At 52.6% G+C, this 21,182-nt stretch carries 22 protein-coding genes; 12 read left to right on the plus strand and 10 right to left on the minus strand.

Going from position 1 to position 21,182, the window contains the following annotated elements; genetic code table 11:
• Positions 1 to 211 precede the first annotated feature (211 nt).
• Positions 212 to 754: an outer membrane beta-barrel protein gene (locus ABJI30_RS15125; RefSeq protein ID WP_348017517.1), complete on the plus strand. Its 543-nt coding sequence runs from the start codon at positions 212 to 214 to the stop codon at positions 752 to 754.
• Positions 755 to 887: 133 nt separating this feature from the next.
• A complete protein-coding gene (locus tag ABJI30_RS15130) occupies positions 888 to 1,271 on the plus strand; it encodes a RidA family protein (RefSeq protein ID WP_348017840.1) in 384 nt (127 codons plus the stop codon).
• Positions 1,272 to 1,278: 7 nt separating this feature from the next.
• On the opposite strand, the gene rlmN is transcribed toward ABJI30_RS15130, so the two are convergent.
• From rlmN to ABJI30_RS15155, 5 genes are all read right to left on the minus strand, one after another.
• On the minus strand, positions 1,279 to 2,508 hold the full coding sequence (gene rlmN / locus ABJI30_RS15135; protein WP_348017518.1) for a 23S rRNA (adenine(2503)-C(2))-methyltransferase RlmN: 1,230 nt from the start codon (positions 2,506 to 2,508) through the stop codon (positions 1,279 to 1,281).
• Between the two features lie 87 nt (positions 2,509 to 2,595).
• Complete coding sequence (locus tag ABJI30_RS15140; RefSeq protein WP_348017519.1) at positions 2,596 to 3,018, minus strand: PilZ domain-containing protein; 423 nt, start codon at positions 3,016 to 3,018, stop codon at positions 2,596 to 2,598.
• Positions 3,019 to 3,194: 176 nt separating this feature from the next.
• A complete protein-coding gene (locus tag ABJI30_RS15145; RefSeq protein ID WP_348017521.1) occupies positions 3,195 to 3,584 on the minus strand; it encodes a PilZ domain-containing protein in 390 nt (129 codons plus the stop codon).
• A 172-nt stretch (positions 3,585 to 3,756) separates the two neighbouring features.
• Positions 3,757 to 4,257 carry a hypothetical protein gene (locus tag ABJI30_RS15150; RefSeq protein WP_348017522.1) on the minus strand — a complete coding sequence of 167 codons (501 nt, stop codon included), beginning with the start codon at positions 4,255 to 4,257 and terminating at the stop codon, positions 3,757 to 3,759.
• Positions 4,254 to 4,898 (minus strand): histidine phosphatase family protein, encoded by a 645-nt coding sequence (locus tag ABJI30_RS15155; protein ID WP_348017523.1) that lies wholly within the window; start codon positions 4,896 to 4,898, stop codon positions 4,254 to 4,256. Before ABJI30_RS15155 ends, ABJI30_RS15150 begins: the two co-directional genes overlap by 4 nt.
• Before the next feature lie 230 nt (positions 4,899 to 5,128).
• On the opposite strand from ABJI30_RS15155, the gene dnaN reads away from it, so the two are divergent.
• The 4 genes from dnaN (at position 5,129) to ABJI30_RS15175 (ending at position 8,317) form a co-directional block, all read left to right on the plus strand.
• The gene (gene dnaN / locus ABJI30_RS15160) at positions 5,129 to 6,244 is read left to right on the plus strand and encodes a DNA polymerase III subunit beta (RefSeq protein ID WP_348017524.1); all 1,116 of its coding nucleotides are present in this window, start codon (positions 5,129 to 5,131) and stop codon (positions 6,242 to 6,244) included.
• Positions 6,245 to 6,286: 42 nt separating this feature from the next.
• Entirely contained in the window at positions 6,287 to 6,733 is a 447-nt protein-coding gene (locus ABJI30_RS15165) for an MAPEG family protein (RefSeq protein WP_348017525.1), read from the plus strand.
• A gap of 8 nt (positions 6,734 to 6,741) precedes the next feature.
• Entirely contained in the window at positions 6,742 to 7,170 is a 429-nt protein-coding gene (locus ABJI30_RS15170; RefSeq protein WP_348017526.1) for a DUF2946 family protein, read from the plus strand.
• Positions 7,171 to 7,231: 61 nt separating this feature from the next.
• The gene (locus tag ABJI30_RS15175) at positions 7,232 to 8,317 is read left to right on the plus strand and encodes a transporter (RefSeq protein ID WP_348017527.1); all 1,086 of its coding nucleotides are present in this window, start codon (positions 7,232 to 7,234) and stop codon (positions 8,315 to 8,317) included.
• A 77-nt stretch (positions 8,318 to 8,394) separates the two neighbouring features.
• Here the strand turns inward: ABJI30_RS15175 and ABJI30_RS15180 are convergent, their stop codons facing one another.
• Together ABJI30_RS15180 and ABJI30_RS15185 are read right to left on the minus strand one after the other, a co-directional pair.
• Positions 8,395 to 8,784 (minus strand): cupin domain-containing protein, encoded by a 390-nt coding sequence (locus ABJI30_RS15180; protein WP_348017528.1) that lies wholly within the window; start codon positions 8,782 to 8,784, stop codon positions 8,395 to 8,397.
• An 8-nt stretch (positions 8,785 to 8,792) separates the two neighbouring features.
• Positions 8,793 to 10,535: a D-aminoacylase gene (locus ABJI30_RS15185; protein ID WP_348017529.1), complete on the minus strand. Its 1,743-nt coding sequence runs from the start codon at positions 10,533 to 10,535 to the stop codon at positions 8,793 to 8,795.
• 80 nt (positions 10,536 to 10,615) lie between these two features.
• On the opposite strand from ABJI30_RS15185, the gene ABJI30_RS15190 reads away from it, so the two are divergent.
• The gene (locus tag ABJI30_RS15190; RefSeq protein ID WP_348017530.1) at positions 10,616 to 11,506 is read left to right on the plus strand and encodes an alpha/beta hydrolase; all 891 of its coding nucleotides are present in this window, start codon (positions 10,616 to 10,618) and stop codon (positions 11,504 to 11,506) included.
• Here ABJI30_RS15190 and ABJI30_RS15195 read toward each other — a convergent pair.
• Positions 11,503 to 12,810 (minus strand): FAD-dependent oxidoreductase, encoded by a 1,308-nt coding sequence (locus tag ABJI30_RS15195; RefSeq protein WP_348017531.1) that lies wholly within the window; start codon positions 12,808 to 12,810, stop codon positions 11,503 to 11,505. The two genes, ABJI30_RS15190 and ABJI30_RS15195, sit on opposite strands and share 4 nt — an antisense overlap.
• Positions 12,811 to 12,933: 123 nt before the next feature.
• On the minus strand, positions 12,934 to 13,701 hold the full coding sequence (locus ABJI30_RS15200) for a hypothetical protein (RefSeq protein ID WP_348017532.1): 768 nt from the start codon (positions 13,699 to 13,701) through the stop codon (positions 12,934 to 12,936).
• 264 nt (positions 13,702 to 13,965) lie between these two features.
• On the opposite strand from ABJI30_RS15200, the gene ABJI30_RS15205 reads away from it, so the two are divergent.
• The 3 genes from ABJI30_RS15205 to ABJI30_RS15215 all read left to right on the plus strand — a co-directional run bounded on the left by ABJI30_RS15205 (position 13,966) and on the right by ABJI30_RS15215 (position 17,916).
• On the plus strand, positions 13,966 to 14,733 hold the full coding sequence (locus tag ABJI30_RS15205; protein WP_348017533.1) for a CsgG/HfaB family protein: 768 nt from the start codon (positions 13,966 to 13,968) through the stop codon (positions 14,731 to 14,733).
• A gap of 78 nt (positions 14,734 to 14,811) precedes the next feature.
• Positions 14,812 to 15,837: a YncE family protein gene (locus ABJI30_RS15210; RefSeq protein ID WP_348017534.1), complete on the plus strand. Its 1,026-nt coding sequence runs from the start codon at positions 14,812 to 14,814 to the stop codon at positions 15,835 to 15,837.
• Positions 15,838 to 15,894: 57 nt separating this feature from the next.
• Positions 15,895 to 17,916, plus strand: coding sequence for a GMC family oxidoreductase N-terminal domain-containing protein (locus ABJI30_RS15215; RefSeq protein WP_348017535.1), 2,022 nt, complete (start codon positions 15,895 to 15,897; stop codon positions 17,914 to 17,916).
• Between the two features lie 56 nt (positions 17,917 to 17,972).
• On the opposite strand, the gene ABJI30_RS15220 is transcribed toward ABJI30_RS15215, so the two are convergent.
• Positions 17,973 to 18,725 carry a carbonic anhydrase family protein gene (locus ABJI30_RS15220; protein WP_348017536.1) on the minus strand — a complete coding sequence of 251 codons (753 nt, stop codon included), beginning with the start codon at positions 18,723 to 18,725 and terminating at the stop codon, positions 17,973 to 17,975.
• Between the two features lie 238 nt (positions 18,726 to 18,963).
• On the opposite strand from ABJI30_RS15220, the gene prfB reads away from it, so the two are divergent.
• Both prfB and ABJI30_RS15230 read left to right on the plus strand, forming a co-directional pair.
• Positions 18,964 to 20,091: a peptide chain release factor 2 gene (prfB, locus tag ABJI30_RS15225; RefSeq protein ID WP_348017537.1), complete on the plus strand. Its 1,128-nt coding sequence runs from the start codon at positions 18,964 to 18,966 to the stop codon at positions 20,089 to 20,091.
• Between the two features lie 159 nt (positions 20,092 to 20,250).
• Positions 20,251 to 20,961: a class I SAM-dependent methyltransferase gene (locus tag ABJI30_RS15230; protein WP_348017841.1), complete on the plus strand. Its 711-nt coding sequence runs from the start codon at positions 20,251 to 20,253 to the stop codon at positions 20,959 to 20,961.
• The last annotated feature ends 221 nt before the right edge of the window (positions 20,962 to 21,182 follow it).

The raw sequence follows: 21,182 nt of genomic DNA on the forward strand, positions 1-21,182 counted from the left end.
TCATCTTAAGTGATAATTCGGAGTTTGTCTCGGCAAGGTTACATGCTTCGATCGGCTAAATTCCAAACTCAGTCAGATCGCAGTTTTGTGCGGTTTTACAGTAACGGACAAATATACTTATTCACTATATTCCACCCATTTTCCAAACTACCAAATTCTGGCGACCCATATTTCGATATTGTGTTTTTGTTTTAGAACACGGAGTTTACGAATGAATAAAATTTCTTTTACTGTAATCACTACTGCCGTTACGGTCTCTTCGCCTGCTATTGCTCAGGCAAATGAAAATTTCTCCGGCGCAAAAGGAACCGTTGTCGTCGGTATCGACCGGGTGAGTACCCCGTTTGACGTTGAAATCGAGCACCCCAATGGCGTCGTGTTTGGTGCGGCCCTGGGTTACGATCTCCAAACAGGAAATCTTGTCTATGGTGTGGAGGTCGAGCTCACGGAAGCAACCGGAAACCAGGAAGTAGGCAATAGTGAAATTGCAACGGGCCGAGACATTTACGGTGGAATCCGATTGGGAGTAGCAGTGAGTAAAAGGGCGCTTTTGTACATAAAGGGGGGATATTCCAACTTTCAGATTACAGCGGGCTCAAGCGGTGCAGATAATTTTCATGGTGCGCGGGTCGGGGGCGGACTGGAATTCAATGTCAGTGAGAACATCTATGTGCGCGGCGAGTATCGCTACAACAATTATGAGGTATTTTTATCCCGACATCAGGGAATGATTGGCGTGGGTTTGAAATTCTAGCGCCCACGCCAACCAAATCTATCGGGGGCGGGCGGCAATGCTCGCCTTTTTTATGAGTCAAGCCATTGACTGAAACATGAATCTGGTGATCAATGTGGGTCCGAGACAATCATCAAGGGAGATGTTCTTGAACATGAAGTCTGAAGTCATCCAGATTGATCCAGACCCTTTGGCGCCTTTTGCGATCGCGCCGGGCTGGCGTGTTGGCGATTTGCTGTTTCTGTCCGGTCAAGCTGCAATTGACGAAGCCGGTGCCATTATCGGCGCAAATGATTTTGACGAACAAGTCAAACAAACCTTCATCAATATTGATCGTGTCTTGGCGGCCGGTGGAAGCAATCGTGACAATATTGTCAAAGTGACGATCTATCTGACTGACATGGGGAACTTCCCGAAAATTGTCGAGGCGCGCAAGACATATTTCTCGCCGCCCTACCCCGCTGACACGATTGTCGAAGTGAAGGCGCTGGCTTTGCCGGAATTGATGGTCGAAATCGACGTTATCGCAGCCGTGTAGAGCCTTCTCAGCCCAGCGCGGCCTGCTTTTCTTCCGCCAGTCGATCCAGTTCGGCCCTGCTCTTTTTTTCACTCGCTGACTTGAGCTGACCGCAGGCAGCCATGATATCCCGCCCACGAGGCGTTCGAACCGGCGCACTGATTCCGGCATCGAATATTATCTTGGAAAAAGCCTTGATCCTTTCGGGTTCAGAGCATTCATAATCCGAACCAGGCCATGGATTAAAGGGGATCAGATTTACTTTTGCCGGCAAATCATACTGTCGCAACAGGTTGACCAGTTCACGGGCATCCTGATCACTGTCATTCTTGTCTTTCAACATCACATATTCAAACGTGATCCGCCGGGAGTTACTCGCACCTGGATAATCTGCGCAGGCCTGCAACAGCTCTTCGATCGAATATTTGCGGTTGAGCGGAACTATTTCGTCCCTCGTTTCCTTGTTAACTGCATGTAGGGAAATCGCAAGATTGACGTTAATCTCCTCCCCGACACGCGCGATCATCGGAACCACTCCGCTGGTCGATAACGTAATTCGTCTGCGAGACAGTGCAAGGCCAGAACTGTCCATGACCACTTTCATCGCATCACGGACATTTTCAAAATTATAAAGCGGTTCGCCCATGCCCATCAGAACAATGTTGGTCAGCAATCGACCGTCGCTCTCGTAGGACGTAACGCTTTCATTTTCCTCGAGCGCATCCATCGCACCCTTCGGCCATTCACCCAATGCATCACGTGCGAGCATTACCTGCCCCACAATCTCGCCCGGCGTCAGATTACGCACCAAACGCATCGTACCGGTATGGCAGAATCGACAATTAAGCGTGCAACCTACCTGGCTCGAAATGCACAAGGTGCCGCGATCTGCATCGGGAATGAAGACCATTTCATAGTCCTGACCATCGGCCGAACGCAGTAGCCACTTTCGGGTACCATCGTTGGAGACATGTGCCTCCACGATCTCGGGACGGCCTACAACGAACCGCTCATCCATCCAGCTGCGCAACTGTTTGCCCAAATCTGTCATTTCCGCAAAATCGGTCACACCGCGGTGGTACAGCCAGTGAAAAACTTGCTTGGATCGCAATTTGGCCTGTTTCTCATCCTGACCGGCTGCAGAGAATATGTCTCTTATTTCAAGCTGGCTCAAACCGGTAAGATCAGCGCGCCCGTCTTCACGAGGCGTGATTTTCGCGGGAAGCGGAACGGGATCGATATGGCCGGGAATCTGCATGGCTGGGCATATAGGTCCGGTTGAGCCCAATTGCCAGCCCAAGTGATGATCAGCTTGAGCGATCACCGATATGCGCAGTTACTCGGTCTATCGGGATTTCAGTCCGGGCCTCTTGGTCGAAACTTTATGATCGAAGCCCGTCCAGACATGGCCGTTGTCAATTTTTTGCACGAAATGACCGTCCTGGTTCAAATTCCCGAAGTTGAACTGCTCCACATCTATCCGTTCAGCAAACTTGACGCCAAATTCCCTTGCATTGGCCCAGCGAACGGTTGCTTGCACCTCGCCAAAACCTTCCTTTCTGATCAATATTTTTTCACCAGGCTTTGGAATGGATTCAGTCCTTGCACATAATCCGAGTGATGACAGGTTGCGCACAAATGCATCAAAAATCTTTGCCCCGTCCGGAATTATCTGAATTTTGATCAGCAGACGTGCGCGATGCTCCCGATCCATTTCCTGTGAATCAGGGGCAGCTGGTGACGATTCATTTCGTTCAATCCCGTTCATCCGGCTCCGCCAATAACGAATTTTCTACCATGAAGAACGGCTTCTGGCCGGGCTTTTTTAGAAAAAGGCGTGTTGCGGCAATGCCACGAATGGCACTTTCGATACTTTGTTCAACAATCCAGAGGTTTACGTGCATTCACGGCAAAAACAGCAAGCTTTGCATTCTGGAATCACGTTCAGTTTTTGTAGCGGCTAAACAGACCGGGTCGTCTGTATGAGATTGAAGGGCCCACCTGTGTCCGTCGTCCAACAGTTTCATCTTTGGGAATGAGTTGGCCTTCCACGTTTTGGTCACTGAAATCAAATTTCTCGATACTCAGCGCTTCGTTTAGTTGCACGCCAAACTCGTCATTTTCCACCCAGCGAACCATGCCACTTATCGGTTTGAACTTTTCTTTTCGAATAGATATCAACTGACCGACACGCGGTTTTCTGGTTGCTTTCATGCATAATCCGAAAATGGAAATATTGCGCACAATTGCATCAAATTCACATCCGTCATCCGTAACAATTTCAACCTTGAACAGCCGTCGCTGTCTCAACTCTCGAGGGTTCTTTTTGTCCACCCAAAATTACCTTGCCCAAATTCCTGTCTGCTCGCACACGACCATTTCGAACAGACAGGATTACACGCATATTGGGACAGAAACTTGCAGACGGTCTTCAGATTAGCTCTAAATTTGCAGTTGCCCTGCACCTGCAAGCATCGCTATTTCGGGCTTCCGATCATGTCGCTATTCAGGCGTCAGGAAGTCGCGAACATCCGAGTGATGCCGCATCTATAGCTGTTGCAGCGCCGCGCAGCAAATAGGCGTCGACGATCGGTTTCCCATCGCGTCCGACGCTTTCCACGCTCATGCTATTGGCGGAACGAAGGGCGGCAATAATAGCCGCGTCCATGCGCCGATCCTGCGACCAGCCATCCGATCTGGTGGCCGTTAGCTGAAAGCGACGTCCGGAAATGCTCACGATCACGCGGCTGTTGGTCGAGCGATCGCGACTGAGACGCACATGAAATTGGGCCCGCACCCCCCGCCGGGGCCAGAAACCTACCGACGCGTAAGATTTGCGATCTGCTTTGCCCGTGATTTCCTCTGATTCGGCAATGGCATAGCAGCGCGGTACATCAGAATCCCGAAACGCCCCCCAGCTATTGTATATTCCCAGTGATTCCTTCGCCCCTGCCTGTGCGGGCAAAAGCAAAAGAAAACCAGCCAGGAAGGACGTGACATTTTTCACGCTTTCTCGCCCGCTCCACCGCCGCGATGGATGACAGTTTCGGCCCCGTCTGATATCTGAACCATGGATCCTTGGGGCAGGCCTTCCGCGATTGGCACGCCAAAACGGGAATGCGGCGGCAATCCACTGAGCAGACCGCGCAGCACACGACTGGTCATCCCGTGACTGATGAGGATTGTATCGCGCTGCAGATTTTGCTCGGCAATCCACGTTCTTAAACGATCAGCAATGTCTTCATAACTTTCGCCACCCGGGGCGACGGTGACAAACAACATTTCCTGAGAGTCGATTTCCAGCTTTCCCTCGAGATCACGATAATAGACACCGCCCCAATCACCCATGTCGATTTCGCGCAAACGCGCATCTGACCTGGTCTGGTGCCAATCCGCCCCGACATGCTCCGAAATAATGGACAATGTCTGCAATGCCCGGTCGGTATCCGATGCAATCAGGTCAACAGCGGGTTCTTCCCCCAGATACAGTGCAAGAGCCCTGCCCATTTCGTCAGCCTGGGCAAAACCCGTCACGGTTAACGGCGTATGCGCATGTTCACCCTGAATTCGGCCCGCGAGATTGAAGATTGTTTCGCCGTGCCGGGCGATAAACAAGCGATTTCCGTTATGGTTTAAACTATTCGTCATCTGGTTTTCACGTACCCTGCAACTGGAGTTGAGAAGCATCTATGCATTCGCTTTAACCGGCTCACCGGTTTTTTCCACAGATTTTCACCGCCATATGCTGCATCAGCGCTCTATCAGGCTTGCCCTATCGGATGATATTGTTAATGAAGCCATGAACTCTCTGAGATTTGGGCGGAGTCTTTCCGATACGCCCGGTCAGACAGATATCGGATTAGATCGAAGGACGGTACATGAAAGCCACCATTGAACGCGCAGCATTGCTAAAGAGCCTGGGCCATGTCCAGTCCGTGGTTGAGCGACGCAACACCATTCCCATCCTTTCCAACGTCCTGATCGAAGCGAGCGATTCAGGCAGCATAAAATTAATGGCTACCGACCTTGATCTGCAGGTTGTGGAAACCGTGGAAGCACAGGTCGAAACCGCTGGATCGATTACTGTTTCGGCGCATACGTTGTTCGATATTGCGCGCAAATTGCCGGACGGTTCGCAGGTCGAACTGGACGCTGCGGATGGCAAGATGAAAGTCAACGCCGGACGAGCGCGCTTTAATCTGCAAACCCTGCCTCGGGATGATTTTCCGATCATCGCGGAAGGCGACCTGCCGACCAGTTTTGAATTGCCCGCCGCTTCGCTTGTGCAAATTATCGACAAGACGAAATTTGCAATTTCCACAGAAGAAACACGCTATTATCTGAACGGCATATTCCTGCACGTGCAGGATGAAGAATCTCCAGTGCTGAAAGCAGCTGCCACGGACGGCCACCGCCTTGCCCGTGTCACTTTGCCTCGTCCAGCGGGTGCGGAAGGCATGCCCGACGTTATCGTTCCCCGCAAATGCGTGAACGAGCTGCGCAAACTGCTTGATGAAAATGGCGAATCTGCCGTGCAAATTGACCTCTCCGCCAGCAAGATTCGTTTCACCCTGGGAGCCGCGATCCTGACCAGCAAATTGATCGACGGTACTTTCCCGGATTACACACGGGTCATTCCGACCGGCAATGACAAAATCCTGAAAATTGATCCCAAGAGTTTTGCCCAGGGCGTGGATCGCGTGTCCACGATTGCTACCGAAAAAACCCGCGCCGTGAAAATGGCGCTTGGTGACGACAAGATCACGCTGTCCGTAACTTCTCCCGAAAACGGCACAGCATCGGAAGATGTTCCCGGTGCCTATAAGGAAGACACGTTCGAAATCGGTTTTAACTCCCGGTATCTGCTCGATATCCTGAGCGAAATCGAAGGTGACAATGTTGAATTGCATCTTGCCGATGCGAGCGCACCGACATTGATCCGCGAAAATGACAAGTCGCCCGCGCTCTATGTGCTGATGCCGATGCGGGTTTGATTGCTGCTCCAAAACAGGCGGTGACGAGGGAGTTTCCGGACTATGTCATCTCAAACCATATTATTGCCGACTATATTGCTCGTTCTCTGGTCGCTGATCATGCTGTTATGGACCGTAATTACGCGGTTTCCTTCCATTGCAAAAAATATTGAAAAACTAAGGGACTTTCCTGTCGGTGGCCGCGGGGACTTGCTCGACAAAGCTTTACCGCCTCACGTGATGTGGAAAGCGCACAATTACGATCACCTGTTGCAACAGCCGACACTCTTTTATGCAACTGTATTTGTCTTGGTTGCTCTGGAACAGGGCACGGGGATCAATACCTTGCTGGCCTGGGCCTATCTGGCCTCGCGGATCGTGCACAGCTTGTGGCAGGCAATGATTAACATCGTCATGCCAGTGCGCGTCGCGCTGTTTGGAATCTCTTCAACCATTCTTATTATTTTGGCGGTTCGAACCGGTTGGGTGACTTGGACCATGCTTCTTTAGACTGTACCATGCCGCGCCAAGCTATTCTTTTCCGGTTTCTGAAAACCAACCTGATTATTCAAACGCTTGCCATGTTTGCATTACTGATTGGCGCGCTGAGTCCTGCCGGTTTCATGCCGATGCAGACGGCACAAGGTTTCGCAATCGTGCTATGCTCCGGATATGAGATGAACATGTCCAGCGAGAGCCCGGACCACGCTGAACATGATGCGGCCATGGACCACTCCGCTCATCATGGAGATCAGGATCAGTCAGAAATGGAGAGCAATATTTGCGCATATGCTGGCGGCGCCGGCGTAGGCCTGGATTCATCTCCGCTCCCGACAAATGGTACTCCGCTCGTTGCTTCATCCCCCAAACCCGGGGAACCCCGGCAATATGCGGTTCGCAACCGGGTCAATATTCCGCCCGCAACCGGCCCACCTGCGATCATCTGACGTTTCTATTCGGTAGATGTGTTTCGTGTCTGCCTACTTCAGATAATTACAGGAAAATTCCATGAAAAAACTTGCCTCCGCGAGTGTGCTTGTTGCCGCTTGCTCGTTAGCCGCTCCGACCCTTGCCCATGATGTGAAGGCCGATGACCATGCACCGATTGGTGTTATGGCCGACCACGCCCACAAAAAGGGAGAAATCATGTTCTCCGTCCGTCACATGCATATGGAAATGTCGGGCGCGCAAATCGGAACGGATCAAATATCACCCGACGATATTGTCACAACCATTCCCAATCGCTTTTTTGGCGCGCCAGGCCAGCCGCCGACCCTGCGGATCGTCCCGACTTCAATGCGCACCGATATGACAATGGTTGGCGCGATGTATGCGCCAACCGATTGGGTAACACTTGTCGCCATGGGCAGTTATATCCAGAAGGAAATGGACCACACCACGTTCATGGGCGGCATGGGGACAACCCAATTGGGCGAGTTTCGGACCAGTCCCGAAGGGTTTGGAGACATTACCGCAGGTGGTATATTCCCGGTCTTGGGCGTCGCTGATCGCATCGCTGAAAATCAGCAGGAACTCAATATCCGCGCTGCTGTTTCCATTCCAACGGGATCAACCACCAAAACCGATGACATTTTGACTCCCATGGGCAGCAATCCCACGGTTCGTGTTCCGTATATGATGCAGATTGGATCCGGTACCTGGGACCTGAAACCGGCGATCACATTTAAAGGCTGGGCCGACAAACTGGGATATGGCGTTCAGTATAATGGAACGATCCGGACAGGAAGCAATGATCAGGGATATCGTTTTGGTGACGTTCATGAAGCTACCGCCTGGGTCAGCTATCTCGCAGCTCAGGGTGTCAGCCTGTCAGGTCGTGTGAAGGCGCGGACTACAGGACGGGTAGATGGGATTGATCCGATGATTATGGGGCCCGTCCAGACGGCCAATCCCGATTTTCAGGGCGGCGACCGTGTCGACCTGATTGCCGGCATCAATACGGTGGTGACCCATGGTGCACTCGCCGGCCACAGATTTGCACTCGAAATCGGAGCGCCGATCTATCAGGATCTCAACGGTCCCCAAATGGCAGGCGACTGGATACTAACCGTGGGTTGGCAAAAGGCATTTTAGCAAAGTGAAGTCCCTTCTCCGTTGAGGAGGGGCTTCATATCTGAATTGCCGAAGAGCTCCACTCAAGAGCTTGCCGTTCAAAGCGGCCGCGCGTCACCCCGTGGTCCGGGTGTGACGTGAACGATGCGGGTTGCCTTTTCAGCGGAGACCTTGTGCCATTCCCCTTTTCTTACAATGCAAGCCTGTCCTTCCGCGATACGCAAAGGCTCATCCAGTCGATCCGCATGGAGTATCAACTCGCCTGAAATGATATAGAGTATTTCGTCACCATCCGGATGACGTTCACCTCCATGAGGTCCGTCCCCGTCTATGGTGACGATCCCCATCGACAATCCGTCGATACGCTCCGGTGGCCCGGGTTTACGCTGCCTGAAGGAAACAGACAGGTCACGATCGATATCGATAATTGCCTCATCAACGTCGACTAACCGGATCGGAAGCTCGCTCTGACCATCGGGTTCCATCATGTTTCATGTCACTCCGCAGCTTCGAGCATCTCCACAGCCTGCGGACCGCGGATCAAACCGCCCGGCCGCTTGTCGGTAACAGCACCGCCCTTGAAAGTAATCTCACCCGATTTCACGGTGTAATCGTAACCCTCTGCTTTTTGCAGCAAGCGCTTGCCTCCGGCAGGCAGATCAAAGGCGAGCCAGGGTTTGCCCAGTTTGATCTGATCCATATTGATCACGTTTACATCGGCCAAATATCCGGGTTTCAGCACACCACGATCATTCAGACCATAAAGCCGAGCCGTATCAAGACACTGCCGTTTGATGGCATGCTCCATACTCAACGTGCCACGCTTGCGGTTTTTGACCCAGTGTTCCAGCATGAATGTCGGGCTCGCAGCATCGCAAATGGTTCCGCAATGTGCCCCGCCATCTGACAGGCTGTTCACGGTGTCATCCGCCTGCTGCAGATCTTCGAGGAAATCGAGATTGCCATCAATATAATTGAGCAGTGGTAGATAGATAAAACCCTTGCCTTCATCCTGCATCATCAGATCATAGGCATATTCAGCGCCAGATTTTCCGGCAGCTTCCGCTCGCATTGCGATGCTTTCTTCAGCTTGCGGCTCATAGTTAAAATCTTCATCCATCTCGAACTGCATGGCCCAGCCATTTGTGATCACCATGAAGACGGGCACCATGTCGATCTCTTCCGGAGGTTCGGCAGCTTCACTCAGCAACTTTGCCTTGAAAGCGGGATCCTTGAGCCGGGCATATTTTTCATCCCAGCTCAGTTCTTCCATCGCCATCCAGCTTGGATGTCGGACAAACGGGTTTACGGTTCCCTGCCAGGCCATCACGATGCCATTGCCGCGCAACGCTATCTGCGCGACGATATTGGCGCCATTGTCATTCTCGGCGCGCATATTGGCAATTTGCTCGTCGAGCGAAATATCTTTCGCAATCGATTGAAGTGCTGCGAATGTCACCGGCAATCCCGTTTCCCGGCTCATGTCGCCCATCCAGCCAAACTCATCCCACTCCTTGTTGAGATCACTGGCCATTTCGAAGACACCATTGCCAACCTTGCCCATCGCGCGACCGATTTCGATCAACTCTTCCTTGGTCGCGGTTGTACCTGGAACCAGTTCACCATCGATGGACCGGTGCAGAATTGTGCGCGACGTCGAGAAACCCAGCGCGCCGGCTTTGACACCATCTGCGACAATGTCCGCCATCTGTTTCACTTCTTCATCTGTTGGAACTGCGCCCGGTTTCTCGCGATCGCCAAGCACATATGCGCGCACGGCTCCGTGCGGCACATGAGTTGCAACGTCAACGGTACGCGGCATTTTTTCCAGCTCATCAAGATATTCCGGAAAGGTTTCCCAGTTCCAGGACATGCCTTCGGCCAGTGCCGTTCCAGGAATATCCTCTACGCCTTCCATCAGGCCAATCAACCACTCGCGCCGGTCTGGTTTTGCAGGCGCAAAACCGACACCGCAATTGCCCATCACTACCGTTGTAATTCCGTGCCAACTGGAGGGCGCCATTTCGTCATCCCAAGTCGCCTGCCCATCATAATGTGTATGAACGTCGACAAATCCCGGAGTCACGAACTTGCCGGTCGCATCGATCTCTTCTCGCCCCTTTGCCTCTACAGTACCGACCAGCGAAACACGATCACCGTCAATCGCCACATCGGCCATAAACGGCTCGCCTCCGGTCCCATCGACAACGGTTCCACCACGAATTACCAGATCATGCATTGAGTCTCTCCTGATTATTTTCAGGTGGAATAGCAGATTTAACTGGCTGATTAAAGCTCGCACCTGCTAACACTAGCAATATGACTACTGAATTTTCCTGGCCTGCGCATTTTGAAAGTGGAATCAGCCTGCGCTGGGTCGAAGCAAACGGGCAGCGATTTGAGGTTGCCGAGGCCGGAAATGGCAAAAAGCTGGCGCTTTTTCTGCATGGTTTTCCGGAACTCCATTATTCCTGGCGGTTTCAGATGCCGTTGCTCGCGGACATGGGATATCGCGTCTGGGCACCGAACATGCGCGGCTATGGCGGAAACAGCAAACCGGATACCGTCCGGGATTATGCACTGGATCATTTATGCGCTGACATTGCCGGCCTGATTGACGCTAGCGGCGCGGATGAAGTCACGTTTTTTGCCCATGACTGGGGTGCTATTGTGGCGTGGGCCTTTGCAATTCAAAAAATACGCCCGCTGAAAAAACTCATCATCATGAATGTTCCGCACCCCATGGTCGGGCAACGCGAAATCCGGCATTGGCGTCAATTACGGCGCAGCTGGTACATATTCTTTTTCCAAATTCCCTGGCTTCCGGAAAAACTGCTGTCACGGAACAATGGCGAACCGATACGGCAAGCCTTTTCAAACATGGCCTGCGATCAGACCAATTTCACACCAGAAGCGCTGGATGTCTACGCGCGCGCTGCGACCCGTCCAGGATCTCTCAAATCCATGGTGAACTATTACCGGGCATTGTTGCGTCATCGTGACACAATCGACATTGGCGACGGCACGATCGATATTCCCACGTTGATGGTCTGGGGCGAGGAAGACAGCGCACTCAACATCCATTGCACAGAAGGCACGGAAGAATGGGTTGGTGATTTTACCCTGCGCCGGTTGCCCGGTGTCTCGCACTGGGTGCAGCAGGAAGCGCCGGATAAAGTAAATGCTATTTTGAAAGAGTGGCTCGCCTAGTTGCTTCGTGCAGCAATCATGTCCGCGACATCCGTAAACTTCTCACGGGGCGCACCGTCCCGCGCATTGGCAATTTCAGCTTCCTCAATTTTCTTCCAGTCCCGGAACGTGACAGCTTCAACATTGCGCCGATCCAGCAAGCGGTCCAGTCCCATGCGACCTTCACGATTGTCCCCTGAACCAATATCATCGGCCACCGTTTCGATAATTGCAAAACCATCCGGCTTGTTTGTACCAATCGTCCCGCTGGGTCCGCGACGTGCCCAGCCGACACAGTAAAGCCCCGGCAATATGCGGCCATCCACATTGGCAAATCGGCCACGACCATGCTCGTACGGCACGCCTTCGATCGGCGGAGTCCGGTAACCGATGCAACTGATCACCATCGAACAATCAAGCTCATACCGTTGACCCGTTCCGATCGAACGCATGTCTTTGTCGAGCTCGGTCTTCTCGATGATCAGCTTTTCAACCTTGCCATCTCCCTCAATCGCGACCGGCATCGCATAAAAGTCGAAGTCAATTGTGACGGGTTTTTCACGCAACTCTCCCGCACGGGTAAAAAAGCTTCTGAGATGGGTGACCGACTTTCGCATGCCGGGTTCCAGCATGGCGTCATCACCTTCCTCAGGAAAATCGCGCATGTCTATCACTGGCCGCGCGCGATCGAGATGTCCCAATTCTCCTAGTTCCTTGGGTGTCATCGCAATCTGATGGGGCCCTCTCCTGCCGAGAAGACTGATCTTTTCGACATTACTCTGTTTCAATTTATCCAGAGCGTGCGCCACGATGTCACTGCCTGAAAATTCACTTTCGGTTTTCGCGATAATCCGTGCAACATCCAGTGCGACATTCCCGTTTCCGATTATCGCAACCGACTTTCCGTCCAGCGGTGGATCAAGATCGGCAAAATCCGGATGACCGTTATACCAGCCCACAAACGCAGCACTGCCGATAACGCCGTCCAGATCACCGCCCTTGATATCGAGTGTTCGATCATTGGGTGCGCCCGTGGCCAAAATGACCGCGTCGTAGAGTCCCTGCAATTCTTCCACACTGACATCTTCACCCACGGTGATGTTTCCCACAAAACGGACATTGTCTGTGAGCGCGGTTTTTTCGTATCTTCGGGATACGGCTTTTATCGACTGATGATCCGGTGCGACCCCTGTTCGAATAAGCCCGAAGGGGACCGGAAGCCTGTCGATAATATCAACCTGGACATCATCTCCATATTTCTTTTGCGCGGCTTCAGCCGAATAATATCCCGCAGGACCCGATCCAATAATCGCGATATGCCGCATAGATAGTCACCTCCCCGATCGCCATATTCATGGTTCAGTGCATGCTAACGTGATATTTTCAAAAGAAAAGCAAAACGGTTTGGAAAGCAGATTTCATCCCCACGATGCAGGCACCGTGATCGGTCAGCCTTGCGGGTCCTCTTCGATATTTGCGACGTTATAGAGCAGCGTTTCTTCCCTGGTCAGACATCGGCGGGTGCTATTGTCTCCGTCGCTCGTTTTGACCGCCTTCTGACGATACATGATGTCTGTCAGCAATTTTCTCGACAAACCCATCCGAATAAGAAAGTCATTGTCTTCCGATGCAAGCAGCGCGCTGTCCTGTTCCACTTCACCGATAAGCTCGGCCGTGGATTCCGTACCCATTTCGACACTGAAACTTATCGCATCGCGGTCCCCGGTCATGGTGAACATGTGAACCATGAACAATCCGCCTTCATCTATGATCCTCGCACGGCCGCCCATAAAAACAAAGTTACAGGCACTGAAGCAGGCCCAATTCGAAGGAATACGAGTGAGAACGCCCGGCTTGTCACCGATTTTCTTTCCGTTTGCGTCTCGGATCATCCAGGTTTCGCGAATTATCCTGCCGGCTTCATTGCCGGCACGTGCATCGCCACCCGGAGAACGCAACCATATCTCTGCAATATCGGGTTCCGAAGCCAGTCTCTGCTTCAATCGATTGGGCAGATCTCTGTCGATCCTCCCCTCTGCAAGAAGTACCTTGATTCCGTTTTTCACGATCGGCGTCAAAGTCATCGCCGTCAGGGCGCTCCAATTAGGATCGGCCGGGCAAGTGGGATTATCGGGATCCATCTTGACATCAGTTGCACCTGCAAGCGCAATGGATGCCAAAATTGCCAAACCGGAACGTGATAAACTGTTTTTCATCAATTGAATCGCTTTTTGAAATTTCTGCTTCAATACGCCTTGCAGCCGAAAATACTAATTGGCTTTGAAGCCTGTGTCTTCGCTTTTCCTTGGTCGCTGCAAATATTTTGTCCAAATTATGCTATCGATCACAGGCAAGCGTGACTATACGGTTTACACATTGATTTGTAAATTTCGGGGTCGCAAGCCATCCAGTCACGTCTCAAAATCAATTTTGGTTGTGAACAGAGGCAATTTCTGGAAATTTCAACCGGAGGGAACAACATGTTAAAGACACTGGTATCAGCTTTGGCAATATCAACACTCGCCCTGTCAGGCGGGACAGCCCTGGCAGCTGGTAAGTCCAAAGGCCAAAAGGCACAGGATCGCGGAGTTGCTGAAATTCCAACCTGCTACAAACGGCTCGGCACAATCGCAATTGTCGAACCTGATGTACAATGGTGGCGGAGCTACAAGATCGGCTCTCCAGAAGCACTGATCAAAACTTTTGTTTCACGCTCGGGATGCTTCGGTCTTGTAGACCGCGGTCGCGGACTCGCCAGCCGGGCGGTCGAACGGGCTCTGGCTGACTCCGGTGAGCTTCAACGCGGTTCCAACGTGGGCAAACGGCAAGTCAAAGCCGCTGACTATGTGATTATTCCTGATATTATTTCTGCAAATAACCGTTCTGGCGGCGGCGGAGCACTGGGTGCTATCGGCGGCGCATTGGGTGGCCGCACATTTGGCGGACTGTTCGGCGGAATAAAGGTCAACAAGAAGGAAGCCAATGTGACGCTCGCGCTTGTCAACGTGCGGACAACGGAAATTGAACGTACGGTTGAAGGCTATGCCCGGAAATCAGACGTCAGGTTTGGCGGCGGTGGCGGCGGCTTCTTCGGAGGCGCGATTGCCGGAGCGGCAGGTGGCGGATATACCGACACCCAAATCGGCCGTGTAATGGCCCTCGCCTATCTTGATGCATATACACAGCTGGTTACCCAGCTCGGTGGATTGCCGGAAGATCCCAGTTTGGCAGCGCCTCAAGCTGAATGATTTTGCAGTATATGGACCTTGATTAATCTGAACCCGGCCGGCGCGATAGCATCGGCCGGGTTTTTTATGGAGACCGCAATGGCGACAAAACCCTATCTTAGTGCCCTTTTGATGCTGGCCCTGTCGGCTTCTCTGTCGGCTTGTACGGCGGCAGCTGAAAATCCGGAACTTAGATTGTCGGACCAGCGCGGAACATTGCTGATCGGAAACAAAGGTGAAGATACATTGAGTTTCGTTGATCTGCGCACCGGGAAGGAGTTGGCGAAAAAAGATACTGGTCACCAACCACATGAAATTGCGATTTCTCCAGATTCGCGTCTCGCGGCAGTGGTATCCTATGGCGGCGAATCGATTGATATATTTGATATTGCCGCCCGGGAAAAAGTGGAGACCATAGATTTGACACCGAACAAGCGCCCGCATGGAGTCATCTGGCTGAACGACGGCAGGATCATGGCTACGACGGAAGGTAGCGACAGCGTCACTATCGTTTCTCCTCCAACCGGAGAGGCTCAAACACGCACGGTCTCGAGCATATCGACCGGCCAGAAAGGTAGCCATATGCTAGCCATCTCCCCGGACAAGGAAAGGGGCTATGTCAGCAACATGCAATCCGGAACCGTTAGCGTTCTGAACCTCAAAACCGGTCAAAAAATTATCGACCTCCCCGCCGGCAAAGAGCCGGAAGGCCTGGCGCTTACACCAGACGGCAAGAGGCTGCTGGTTGCAGATCGTCAAAACAATATGCTGTTTGTTTTTGATACCAAAACGCTGGCTGAAATTGCGGCGGTGGAAACCGGGAATTTCCCTATCCGTGTCGCGGTCAGCCCCGATGGCCAGACCGCTGTAACCTCAGATCTCGGAGATGGGGCACTTGGACTGTTCGACCTGGAAACCCTAGCATTCACGCGAACAATTTCCGTGAGCGGAGATAAAAGATCCGGTCAGGTCACAATCCTGTTTTCGACAAATGGAGACAAGATTTACGCTGCGGAGACTGGCACAAACAGAATTGCCGAAATCGACCTCGAGAGTGGCCAGGTTGAACGCCGGCTGCCGGCGGGCACCAATGGCGACGGACTTGGCATTGCGCTTCCCATGTAGAAACGCGAGCCAGTAACTATCTGATAATCCCCCGGGTCGCACAACGGGAGACGACAAATGCAAAAGCCATTTAACTGGCTTCAGGCCCGCATGATCAAGGCCCTGGCTGAAGCCTTGTTCCACGAGACGCCTATGGCAATCTCGCCTGCACAAATAGTGGAGAATCTGCAGGAACATTTCTCTCATATGACTGGCGACAAGCCGAGGGAAATCGGCATGGCATTTACCGGCCTGTTTTTCATTCTGGGCGGTCCGTTCTTCCTTTGGGGAAGCAAGAAATTCCGCCGCGCCCGAATTCGCAGGCGCCTGCAAAATTCACGGATTGATCTGTTCCAGGATATCGCACGAACAAAAGGCGTGATCCTGGCCGGCTATTACGGCCATTGGGAACATGGTGATGAAGAAGCCAATTTCGAAAATCCGATATATCAGAGGCTCAAATATCAACTGCCCGGACAGCGTGATCGATCTGCCCCCGGAGAAGTCAAGGTCGAGCGGCAGACGGAACGCGATCTCAAGCCCGAAGTTTTTATCGGGCACGACGCGATTCCCAACGAAGTGGATGTGGTCGTGATTGGCTCGGGAGCTGGCGGAGCTGTGGCGGCGGCGGCGGTGGTCGATGAAGGGCATGAAGTGCTTATCCTTGAAGCCGGATCCAATTACCCCTCTTCGAGAATTACGCATGAAGAAGCGCGAATGACTGCGCGCCTTTTCAAGGATGGCGGACTACAGACAACCAAAGATCGGGATATCATAGTGTTTCAGGGACGGGTGGTCGGCGGATCGACCGTCATCAACAACGGAATCTGCCTGCGGATGAAGCAGGATGGCCTCGTTCACCCGCAAGCGGAAAATGTCTATGCAACCTGGGCTGCTCTGGGTGCGCCTGTCACGGAAACGGAATTGGCGGTTAGTTATCAAGCCGTAGAAGATCGACTGGAAGTCTCAGAAATATCGCAAATTTCAGGCCGCTATAACGGTCCGCATCTCATCGATGGATGGAATAGCTATGCCGCGCAATCGGATGACCCGATGGATCAGCAAGCGATCACGGCATGGTTCCGGAAAAATTACGGTCCCAAATCCCCGACGAGCGAATGCGTCTATTGCGGATATTGCAATACCGGCTGTCCCTATGGCCGCAAAAAAGCGATGCCTGAGAGCTTCCTGGCGCATGCAACTGATTCCAGTCACGCCACCCCTGCCCGGATTCTTGATGGCGCAACAGCAAACGAAATTATCTGGGACGACCATAGCGGAGATGTACAAAAGGCATCAGCAGTAGAAGTAACTCTTCGTGACGGGCGAACGCGAACCATCCGGACCCGAAAGGGTGTTGTAGTGGCCGCGGGCGCTTTGGCTTCCAGTAATATTTTAACGGACAGCGGTATCGAAAAAGCAGGCGAAGGGATTTCCCTCAACATCGCCTGTCCGGTGGTCGCGTTGATGCCGATTGGAACAAAAGCTGAGGTGTGGAATGAAGATCAAATGGCGACATATGTCGATCGCGGAGATTTTCTGATCGAAAGCCACTTTCAGCCACCTATGAGCATGGCGGCCATGGTGCCTGGCTGGTTTGACGAACATTTTCGTCGGATGCTGCATTACAACCGACTGGTATCGGCGGGAGTGCTGTTTCCAGCGGACCGGCTTGGAAAAATGGACGGCGGACAACTCAAACTGAAAATCGGTGAATCCGAGCTCGACTTGCTGCGCAGCGCGCTCGCCACGATGACAAAAGTGCATTTTTTGAATGGCGCGATCGAGGTCTACCCGGCCCTGCTGAAAGGCCAGACATTGCGCAAGGGTATGGCCAATGCCGAAATTGATGCCTTTTATCGTGACGCCATACAGGAACCGGATGACGTAGTTCTTTCGAGTTCACACCCTCATGGCGGCAATGCGATCAATCAGGATCCTGCCAAAGGCGTTGTCGACCTCGATCAGAAAGTACACGGTACGTCGAACGTTTTCGTGACTGATGCCAGCGTGATGCCAAGCTGTATTCGCGTAAACGCACAACTTACGACAATGGCCATGGCACACAGAGCAATGGCAGGCAAAAATCGCTTCGGCTGAAAATGCTCTGGCCAGATACACAGGCCAGAGCATCATTCGGGGAAGAGATTGAGCGTTTATTCCGGAGCAACAACCAGGCGGTTGTTGAGAGCACGAACCGGGCGGGCGCTGTCGCCCATCAGTTTTTCAAATGCTGCAATCTGACTTGCGCTCGCCGTGATCGGATCGCGCAACACGTGCCAGTTCACGCCTTCACTGCAAGGCGGCGTCGTCAACGAACCCATGTAACGATAAACTGCACGATTTGCAGGCAGCATTGCATTTGGGTCGATGGACTGACCGGTAATGGTCTTTGGCTCGGACTTTGATGCCGGAACAGCGGCCAGAATTTTAGCCAGTTCGGAATTGGCGGCACCTTCTTCAAACATGACGCCGAGAACACCCAGCTTGCCACCTTCGGTTGCGTGGACAAAATGCCCGGTTAGCGGATAACGCTTGCCCGAAATCGCATGCTCGGATGGTGTGTGAAAGTGAATTTGAATGAGATTGAAAGTTGTATCCGCGCTTGTCATCGTCGATCCGACCGCGAAATCGGCCTGCACCGTCAACCCTTTGTTGGACACTGTAAGTGGTCCTGCAGAATAGTTGACAGAAAGAGCGACGTTGCCTTTGGCGTTGGCACCGGCGAGGTCAATTGGTGATTGCATGTCACCGCTTTCGCAGATCGCATATTCATCGGCGATTTGCCCCCATTTCTCCGGGCCGTTTTCCACCCCATATCCATACGCACCCTTATGATGAGCGGATTGAGCGGGTCCCGTTGCAACCAGAGCTGCCAATGCCGCTCCTGAAACCAGACGCATTTTCATAATCTTGTACCTTTCCAAGTCGTTATGAAGCGAAAATCGTTTTTTGCTTCGAAACATGCCCGCTGATTAATCGCGCCAACCGACTGTCGCAATCACAACAAAAGCAATTAATCAATAGACGTTCTCTATCGAAATCGTCAATTCTACAAAGCATGTTCACTCGACAATCTAATCTGGTTTACTTAATTGCCCAATCGTCTAATCGCTGCATCCAGTACCTTAATACGGAGAACCGGAAATGCGTGCCGAAGCGCAAGCTTTTGTGGATCGGATCAATGCCGCTCTTGAATTGCTCAGAACATCACTGAACTGGGACGTCGCCTTGCGCCGTCTGGACGAGCTGAATGCACGCGTCGAAGATCCGACGCTGTGGGATGATCCGACGGCCGCGCAGGCTGTGATGACCGAAAGGCGCCGGCTCGACGAATCGATAACCGCTGCAAGGGAAATCCAGCAAGAGATGGAAGACGCCTTAGAGTTTATCGAAATGGCGGAGGAAGAAGGCGATAACGAAATGGTCGATGAAGGCGTAGCGACGCTGGAATCCCTGGCCAATCGCGCCGATCGCGACAAGGTTCAAGCCTTGCTGTCAGGTGAAGCCGATAATCTGGACACATATCTCGAAATTCATGCAGGAGCTGGCGGAACCGAGAGTCAGGACTGGGCCGAAATGCTGCTGCGCATGTATCAAAGATGGGCAGAATCCCGAGGATATAAAGTCAGCATGGTCGATTATCAGGCCGGCGATCAGGCCGGGATCAAGTCCGCGACGCTCGAAATCAAAGGCGACAATGCCTACGGATTTGCGAAGACGGAAAGCGGTGTTCACAGGCTCGTTCGCATCTCTCCATTTGACAGCGCGGCAAAACGGCACACAAGCTTTTCCAGCGTCTGGGTCTATCCGGTCATCGATGATAGTTTTGAAGTCGAGATCAATGACGGTGACCTCAAAATTGATACCTATCGCGCTTCCGGATCAGGTGGCCAACATGTCAATACGACTGACAGCGCGGTCCGCATCACCCATCAGCCATCGGGTATTGTTGTGGCTTCCCAGAACGACCGAAGCCAGCACAAGAACCGTGCCACCGCGATGGGCATGTTAAAGGCACGGTTGTTTGAAGCCGAGTTGCAGCGCCGTGAAGCAGAAGCAACCGGCGAATATGAAGCAAAAACCGAAATCGGCTGGGGCCATCAAATCCGATCCTATGTGCTGCAGCCCTATCAGATGGTCAAGGATCTGCGCACGGGATTGACCAGCAGTGCGCCGAGTGATGTTCTGGACGGCGCTCTCGATGATTTTATAGCCGCCGCGCTCTCCCAGCGCGTCACCGGTGAAAAAGTCGACGTGGACGACGTCGACTAAACGGTAAACTTTCCGATTTGTGCCTCCGGTATTGCATCAGACGTGCGAAACCGAGACAGGAAAGCCATTGAATCGCATGTTCACGTGGCCTAATCAGGTCGCATGATGTTTATTGCCAAAGGCTTTCAAAAAACTGCGATTGTCGCTGTTGCACTTCCCATGCTTCTCGGGGCACCGCTAACCGGTTGCAAGAGAGTTGAAGACCCCGATGCAAATCGCCCCGAAACATCCAGGGCCTATCCACCGGCATCGCGCCCGGTCTCTCAGCTGGCTGGAAATCAGTGGTCGACTGAAACGGCTCGCGACAAGGTTGGCGAAGCGGAAGAGATCATGAAGGCTGCGAGCCTTGATCCTGGCATGACCGTCGCGGATATCGGGGCCGGTGAAGGCTATTACACGGTTCGCCTGGCCGAACGGGTCGGCGAAAATGGACGCGTGCTGGCGCAAGATATTGATGAAGGTGCGATCAAGCGACTGGCAGACCGTGTCGCGCGCGATCGCCTGAACAATGTATCGATCAAACTGGGCGCAGGCGATGACCCGCGGCTTCCCGAAGACAGCTTCGACAGGATTTTCATGGTTCACATGTACCACGAAATCCGTGAACCCTATGCTTTTCTGTCCCGTCTGCGGCCGGCCATCAAGCGCAATATGGATTCTCCGGGCGAAGTGATTGTTGTCGATGTAAATCGGCCCATTGAGCAACATGGAATAGCGCCCAAGCAGCTATTCTGTGAGTTTGAGGCCGTCGGCTATCAACTTCTTGGTTTCATGGAGCGGCCGGAATTGGGCGGTTATTTTGCGCGCTTTCGCCCGGTTGGCAAAGCCCCTCTGCCCGGCAAGATCAAACCTTGTACTGCAAAAAAATAGCAGAGCCTGTCCGACCGGCGCAATTTACACCAGTTCAAGCCCAAATTTTTCGCTTTTGCAATCTGGCTTTCTTGAGAATGCGTTTCCAGTGCCGCCGGTCCCGCTCTGTCATCGAATGATCACAGGATCGCTTTTCGAGCAGAGCAATGGTTCTGTCGCCATGTTTTTGGAACAGATATCGGACTTCGGTGGCATCTTTGGTCCGCCGAGCATCCGATTCA

The organism is Parasphingorhabdus sp., from assembly GCF_039968395.1.
Lineage (GTDB): Bacteria > Pseudomonadota > Alphaproteobacteria > Sphingomonadales > Sphingomonadaceae > Parasphingorhabdus.